The 6811-nt window shown below is 68.5% G+C and carries 7 protein-coding genes; 5 read left to right on the plus strand and 2 right to left on the minus strand.

Features of this window, described 5'->3' with window-relative positions; genetic code table 11:
• The first annotated feature begins 156 nt into the window (after nucleotides 1-156).
• The 5 genes from QH276_RS34100 to QH276_RS34120 all read left to right on the plus strand — a co-directional run bounded on the left by QH276_RS34100 (nucleotide 157) and on the right by QH276_RS34120 (nucleotide 5238).
• Complete coding sequence (locus QH276_RS34100; protein WP_280401582.1) at nucleotides 157-768, plus strand: TetR family transcriptional regulator; 612 nt, start codon at nucleotides 157-159, stop codon at nucleotides 766-768.
• Between the two features lie 243 nt (nucleotides 769-1011).
• Nucleotides 1012-2112, plus strand: coding sequence for a FecCD family ABC transporter permease (locus QH276_RS34105; RefSeq protein WP_280401581.1), 1101 nt, complete (start codon nucleotides 1012-1014; stop codon nucleotides 2110-2112).
• 26 nt (nucleotides 2113-2138) lie between these two features.
• Nucleotides 2139-2930, plus strand: coding sequence for an ABC transporter ATP-binding protein (locus tag QH276_RS34110; protein WP_280401580.1), 792 nt, complete (start codon nucleotides 2139-2141; stop codon nucleotides 2928-2930).
• A complete protein-coding gene (locus QH276_RS34115) occupies nucleotides 2927-3937 on the plus strand; it encodes an ABC transporter substrate-binding protein (RefSeq protein ID WP_280401579.1) in 1011 nt (336 codons plus the stop codon). Before QH276_RS34110 ends, QH276_RS34115 begins: the two co-directional genes overlap by 4 nt.
• The gene (locus QH276_RS34120) at nucleotides 3934-5238 is read left to right on the plus strand and encodes an MFS transporter (RefSeq protein WP_280401578.1); all 1305 of its coding nucleotides are present in this window, start codon (nucleotides 3934-3936) and stop codon (nucleotides 5236-5238) included. Before QH276_RS34115 ends, QH276_RS34120 begins: the two co-directional genes overlap by 4 nt.
• Nucleotide 5239: 1 nt before the next feature.
• Here the strand turns inward: QH276_RS34120 and QH276_RS34125 are convergent, their stop codons facing one another.
• Together QH276_RS34125 and QH276_RS34130 are read right to left on the minus strand one after the other, a co-directional pair.
• The gene (locus QH276_RS34125) at nucleotides 5240-5656 is read right to left on the minus strand and encodes a Fur family transcriptional regulator (protein WP_280401577.1); all 417 of its coding nucleotides are present in this window, start codon (nucleotides 5654-5656) and stop codon (nucleotides 5240-5242) included.
• Nucleotides 5657-5679: 23 nt separating this feature from the next.
• Nucleotides 5680-6393, minus strand: a complete 714-nt coding sequence (locus QH276_RS34130) for a class I SAM-dependent methyltransferase (RefSeq protein ID WP_280401576.1) — start codon at nucleotides 6391-6393, stop codon at nucleotides 5680-5682.
• Between the last annotated feature and the right edge of the window lie 418 nt (nucleotides 6394-6811).

Here is a 6811-nt window from a genome sequence, read left to right on the forward strand (position 1 = left end):
CCCACCCCCGCGCCCGCCGTACCCGGGCCGGGTGTATTTCCCCCCCCCCAACCGGGGGCGCCCCGGGGCGGGGCCGGTTCCAAACCCCCACGGGCCCGCGCTCGGCGACCGGACCGCCGGCTTGCTGTCAACAAGTGTTGGCCTACGCTTGTTGTCATGAGAAGGTCTTCGACGGAAACGAAAGCGGCCATCCTCGCTGCGGCCCGGGAACGATTCGCCGCCGACGGCTACGACCGCGCCACCATCCGGGCGATCGCCGCCGATGCGGGTATCGATCCGGCCATGGTGATGCGCTACTTCAGCAACAAGGAGGGGTTGTTCGCCGCGGCGGTCGAATTCGATCTGGAGCTACCGGATCTGGCCGCGATCGAACGGGAACGTATCGGCGCGGCGGTGGTCGCGCACTTCCTCGAGCGCTGGGAGCGCGATGAGGCCCTGCTGATCCTGTTGCGCGCCGGGGTGACCAGCGAAGCGGTCGCCGAACGGATGCGGTCGATCCTGGCCGCGCAGTTGCAGCCGGTGATCACCCGGGTGAGCGATGATCCCGGCGACGGCCCGGTCCGGGCCGCGCTGGCGGCCTCGCAGATGCTGGGGATGGCGCTGTGCCGGTATGTCTTGGCCTTCCCGCCGCTGGTGGCGATGCCGCGCGAGGAGGTCATCCGCTGGCTCTCCCCGGTTGTTCAGTCCTACCTGACAGGTGACTCTCCGGACCGGGATACCGATGTCTCGCCACGCGCTCGAGTGTCGGAGTGGCCCGCGGGTGGCTGACCCGCTCCGGTGGTGGCGCAACGTAAGTAGCGCATTGGTACGCAACCGTATTCGGCCGTAGCAGCCGGACGCACGCCGGTGCCATCATCGGCCGCGGGCCGCGGGCCGCGCCGATCCGAGCCGGCGGGCAGTCCTCGCTCGACCCGGTATCCGGCCGCTCCCGGGTTGTCGGGTCGGTTGTCATCATTCGCACTAAATGGTAATGATTATCAACACTAACAACTGAGTGGAAGTGTGTGCGAGTTGGCGGCGAATCACGCGGTGGTCCCGGAGGCCGGGGATGCGGGCGTTCCGGATCGCGCGCACCGGTGGCGGATCCGGACCGCGGCCCTCGTTGCGGCCCTCGCGGTCGTCCTGGCGGGGTCGATCCTGGTGGCGATCGGGCTCGGCTCCGCGTCGATCCACCCGGCCGAGACCGCTCGTTTCCTGTGGGCCTCGGTGACCAACGGCAGCGTCGCCGCCGACGAAGCGACCCGATACCAGATCGTCTGGCAGATCCGCACGCCGCGCGTGCTCCTCGCCGCCGTCGTCGGTGCGGGACTGAGTATCACCGGCGCGGTGATCCAGGCGCTGGTCCGCAACTCGCTGGCCGACCCGTATATCCTCGGCGTCTCCTCCGGCGCTTCCGTCGGCGCGGTATCGGTTTCATTGTCGGGTGCGTTGGCGGGTCTGGGGATCTACGCCGTCTCGGCCGGCGCCTTCCTCGGTGCGCTGGGCGCGACGGCGCTGGTGTACGCGGTGGCCTACCGCCGCATGGGGGTGACGCCGCTGCGGCTGGTGCTGACCGGAGTGGCCCTGGCGTTCGGATTCCAGGCCGTGATGAGCGTGCTGATCTACTTCGCGCCCGGCAGCGAGGCCACGAGCACCGTCCTGTTCTGGACGATGGGTTCGTTCGGCGCCGCGACCTGGGGCTCGTTACCGGTGGTGGCGGCCATCTCGGTGGTGGGTGGTGTGCTGCTGTTCCGGTACAGCCGCGTACTGGACATCATGTCGCTCGGCGACGAGACCGCCGCCAGCCTCGGCGTGGACACACCCCGGGCGCGCCGCGGCCTGTTCGCGACCACCGCGGTGATGACCGGTGCCATGGTCGCGGTCAGCGGCACGATCGGTTTCGTCGGTCTCGTCATCCCGCATATCACCCGGATGATCGCCGGGGCCGGGCACGCTCGGTTGCTGCTGATCGCGCCGTTCGCGGGGGCAATCCTGACGGTGTGGGTGGACCTGCTGGCGCGCACCGTCGCCGCTCCGCGCGAACTCCCGATCGGGGTGTTGACCGCGCTGATCGGGGTCCCGGTGTTCATCGTCCTGATGCGCCGCAGGGGCTACGTTTTCGGAGGCGCATAGTGCGGGTGCGGATAGCGGATCTCACGGTGACGCTCGAGGGGCGCGAGATCGTCGGCGGCGTGGACCTCGAGGCCGCGCCGGGCGAAGTCCTCGGTCTCATCGGACCCAACGGCTCCGGGAAGTCCACGATACTGCGGTGTCTCTACCGCGCACTCGCGCCCAGCGGCGGCACCATTCGCGTCGGCGAGCAGAATCTCGCGGACCTGTCGCGCCGGGAGTCGGCGCAGCGGGTCGCCGCGCTCACCCAGGAAAGCGGCACCGAATTCGACTTCACGGTCGCCGAGATCGTCGCGCTGGGCCGGGCTCCGTTCAAATACGGCAATCAGCCGCTCACCGGTGTCGAGCGCGAACTATGTCGTGCGGCGATGGCGCAGATGGATATCGCGCATCTGGCACATCGCGGCATACTCGGTCTCTCGGGCGGTGAACGGCAGCGCGTGCTGGTCGCGCGCGCCCTCGTCCAGCAGCCCCGGATCCTCATCCTGGACGAACCGACCAATCACCTCGACCTGCGCCACCAGATCGAATTGCTCGGCTTGCTGCGGACGGCCGCGCCCACCGTGCTGGTCGTGCTGCACGATCTGAATCTCGCCGCCGCGGCCTGCGACCGGATCGGGGTGCTCGCCGGTGGCCGGCTGGTGGCGGCGGGTCCGCCCCAGGAGGTACTGACCGCGGAACGGATCGCGGAGGTTTTCGGTGTCGATATCTCCGTGGTCGCCCACCCGCTGACCGGCGCACCACAGATCCTGTACACACTGCCGGGCGGAAATGAGCCCGCAGCCACCACGGATACGATCACGAAAGAGCCGATCCCATGACAGCGAAAAAGACCGGCTCGGCCCGGTACCGTACGGCGATTCTGTTGCTCACCGGCGCCTTCTCGGTATCGGCGTGCGGCGCGCAGGTCGACGGCGCCGGTGCGGCCGGGCGCCACACCACGGTGCAGCGGTGCGGCGAGGCGGTGGAATACACCCTGCCGCAGCGTGCGGTGGTCTACGAAGGGGGCAGCGCCGACAAGATGTTCGCGCTCGGCCTCGCCGATCATGTGCACGGGTATGTGATGCCGCCCGCGAACCCGCCGGTCACCGAATCTCCCTGGGCCGCCGACTACGAGAAGGTCGAATTCCTCAGCGACGACCTGCTGAACCGGGAACTGGTGGTCGACGCGAAAGCCGATTTCGTGGTGGCCGGATGGAACTCCGGATTCTCCGATTCCCGCGGGATCACCCCCGAAATACTCGACACCCTCGGCATCCAGAGCTTCATGCACGCCGAATCCTGTTTCAACTATCCGGGGTTCCCCGAGCGGCATACGCCGTTCGAAGGTCTCTACACCGACCTCGAGCGGCTGGGACAGATCTTCGGTGTGGAGGATCGCGCGGCGGGCCTGATCGCCGATTACCGCGCCCGTGTCACCGCGGTCCGGCAGCAGGTCCCGGCCGGGAAGCCGGTCAAGGTATTCCTGTACGACTCCGGCACCGATAAGCCGTTCACCGCGGCGAGTCAGGTGCCGCCGACCGATATCATCGGGTTCGCCGGCGGCGAGAACGTTTTCGCCGAGGTCGACGCCCGCTGGACCGAGGTGAGCTGGGAGGCGGTCGTGGAAGCCGCGCCGGAGGTCATCATCATCCTGGAATACCGGGACGCTCCGGCGCAGGAGAAGATCGACTTCCTGAAGAACAACCCGGTCACCGCAGCACTGCCGGCGGTGGCCGGTAACAAGTTCTTCGTCCTCGACTACAACGAAGCCATCTCCAGCCCACGCAATATCGACGGACTGGAGAAGTTCGCCGCGTATCTGCGTGACCATGCGGCGGCCGGATGATCGACGATCCGGTGGACACGCCCGCGGGCGGTGTGGCGGGTTCGTCGCGTCCGCCCGGATCCGGTGTCTCCGATGACCACCCGATCTCCGATCCGCGGATGGTGCGCATGCTGTGGCCGGTGCTGATCGCCGCGATCCTCGGCCTCTTCCCGTTCACGATCTATTCCACGTACCTGGTGCAGATCGCGGCCACCGCCGGCGCACCGGAGCCGGGGATCGGGTTCCTGCGCGGGCTGGGCGGCCTGGCCGCGCTGATCGCGGGAATCGCGGTGGCGCCCTTGCTGGTTCGCTGGTCGAAGCAGTATGTCGCCGCCGCGGCACTGACCCTGCTCGCCGCGGCGAGCCTGCTGGCCACCACCGGCTCCTTCGCCGCGCTCACCGTTTTCTGCCTGGGTATCGGTCTCGCGACCGCCCTGCTCACACCTGCTCTGCTCGCGCTGGCGACCGCACGGTTCTCCGGCCCGGGGAATATCGGCCGGGCGGCCACCATGGTCACCGCGATCCAATCGCTGGCCGCGGTCTTCGCCGGGCCGGTCATCGGGGTGCTGGGGTCTTGGCGGGGCTGGCAGGGTGCGCTGTGGATCACCGCGGCGGCCGGTGTGCTCGTCGCGGCGGGGTTCCTGCGCACCGCGGTGCGTGCCACCGCGGAACCGGCACCCACGGTTTCGCTCGGATATCTTGCCTCGTTTCGCGCGTTGCGAGCGCAGCCGGACCTGCTCGCACTCATCGCCGTCGCGGGACTGCGCACCACCTCGTTCATGGGGTATCTGGCGTTCCTCGCGGTGTTCTACAGCCACCGGTTCGAGCTCACGGCCTCGGCGTTCACCCTGGTGTGGACACTGAGCGGCGCCTCGTTCTTCCTCGGGAACTATCTGACCGGCCGCTGGGTACGCGATCCCGATTCGATGATCGGCCGCCGCCCCACGGTGGTGCTCACAGCCGGGTTGCTCGGTGCGCTGCTTGCGGTGCTCGGGGTTTTCCATACCACCGCGCTGCCGGCCGCGCTGGCCGCGACCGCGCTGATGGGGTTCGGCCACGCGGTGGTGGCCGCCCAGGTGACCACATCGATCGCCCGCCGCAGCGGCGACCTCTCCGCGACCGCGTTCAGCCTGAATGCGGCCGGTATGAGCCTGGGAGTGTTCGCGGGATCGGTGCTCGGCGGCTCAGGCCTCGCGGCCGGCGGTCATACCGGTCTCGCGCTCGTCTTGAGCCTGCCGACGGTGCTCGCGCTGATTCTCGTTCCGGTGACCCGGGATTCGCCGCGCGGTGCCGGTGCCGGCGATGCGCGGGGCGCGGCGTAGGTCAGGTGCGGCGGCACCGAACGCAGAGACCGTCGAGTTCGAGCGTGTGCTCGATCTCGGTGAATCCGGTGATCCGGGGGAGTGCGGCGATCCATTCCTCGACGACGTCGGCATCCAGCACGGTGCTGTCCCCGCAGGCCCGGCAGATCAGATGGTGCCGGTGCGTCGAGGAACGGCGTAGCTGGTATCGCCGTTCGCCGGTCTCCTGCCGGACGACGTCGAGGTGCTGGGCCCGGTCCAGTTCCGCCAGTGTCCGATACACCGTGGAAATGCCGATGCGGTGACCCGCCAGGCGCAGCCGGGTATGCAACTCCTGCACTGTGGTGAAACCGCCGTGGGCGCCGAGAGCGGACAAGATCAACTCACGCTGTCGTGTCCAGCGGCGCATTCCTGGGGCGGCGACATGCTCCCCGACCATGGTCCTGGTCGCCCCCCGCGCCTTCAGTTGTGGGGCGCCCGCAGGACGCCTGCCTGTGCGGTGAGCTGTTCCCCGGCCAGGCCGGTTTCCGCGGCCAGATCCTCGATCCCGAACGTATGCCATTCGCTGATATTCCGGATCACCCTGGTGGGTGCCGCGGCACCGCTGATCTGCCAGGTGGAGGTCATCCGGATCAGGTCGCCGCCGGCCGGCTCGGCCGCGAGCGACCCTTCGTAGACGAGGTCGCCGATCTGCTCCCGGGCCAGTTCCATTCGCGGCAATGTCGTCGGCCGGGTAACCGGTAGCAGTTCCACCAGGACCGGTGCGCCGGGCGCCAGCCGGGGCAGGACGCGATCCCACAGGGCCCGCCGCTCTCCGGTGCCGAGATGGCCGAGTACGCCGAAAACGATCAACGCCGAAATCGATTCGGGCAGTACGAGTGATTGTGCCGGTTCGGCCACGATGGTGACCCGGCGCCGGAGGTCCTCGTCGGCGACCACATCGTGGGTCAGGACCGCCCGCATCGCCGGGGCGGGTTCGCACGCCAGGATTTTCGCCGTCGGCAGCACCTCGGCGACGATGCGGCAGGTGCGTCCGGTACCCGCCCCGATATCGACCACCGGACCTGCCCCCGGATCGACCTCGGCCAGTATCTTCCGCAGTGCCGCTTCACCCTCGGCGTGGGCGCGGGGGACCAGGTCGTAGAACTCGGCGACCGGTGAGTAGAAGTCGTCCATACACATCTCTCCTGCTTCGAGGCACCGGCATCCGCCGGGCGCACTAATGAAAAAGATTATCATTACCTATCTGAGATGTGTTGGGGCGAAGGGTTTCCTCGGACGGCCCTCGGGGTTGGGGTCCGTCTCGCCGTGGCAGCGCTCGACATGGGGGTAAGGGTGTGCTAACCATAATAAAAATACGCGTCTCTAAATATGGCGGTTGCGAGCCCCGCAATCGATCCGATCAGCGTGGAGCGGCAGATGTCGAAAACGAACGAACCGGCCGCAGGGCCGGAAACCGGCCGGCCGGTGGCGGAGCCGCCGACGTCCGGGCAGGCCCCGGGGCCGAACAAACCGGCCGCGGTGCTGGCGACCGTGGTGATCGTGCAGTTCATGGTCTCCCTGGATCTGTCCGTGGTGAACGTGGCGCTCCCGG

This window comes from Nocardia carnea, assembly GCF_029869215.1.
GTDB lineage: Bacteria > Actinomycetota > Actinomycetes > Mycobacteriales > Mycobacteriaceae > Nocardia > Nocardia carnea_B.

Coding starts and splice junctions, on each gene's coding strand:
- QH276_RS34120 (WP_280401578.1), top strand. CDS start 3,934: ATGATCGACGATCCGGTGGACACGCCCGCGGGCGGTGTGGCGGGTTCG.
- QH276_RS34115 (WP_280401579.1), top strand. CDS start 2,927: ATGACAGCGAAAAAGACCGGCTCGGCCCGGTACCGTACGGCGATTCTG.
- QH276_RS34100 (WP_280401582.1), top strand. CDS start 157: ATGAGAAGGTCTTCGACGGAAACGAAAGCGGCCATCCTCGCTGCGGCC.
- QH276_RS34125 (WP_280401577.1), bottom strand. CDS start 5,656: ATGGTCGGGGAGCATGTCGCCGCCCCAGGAATGCGCCGCTGGACACGA.
- QH276_RS34130 (WP_280401576.1), bottom strand. CDS start 6,393: ATGGACGACTTCTACTCACCGGTCGCCGAGTTCTACGACCTGGTCCCC.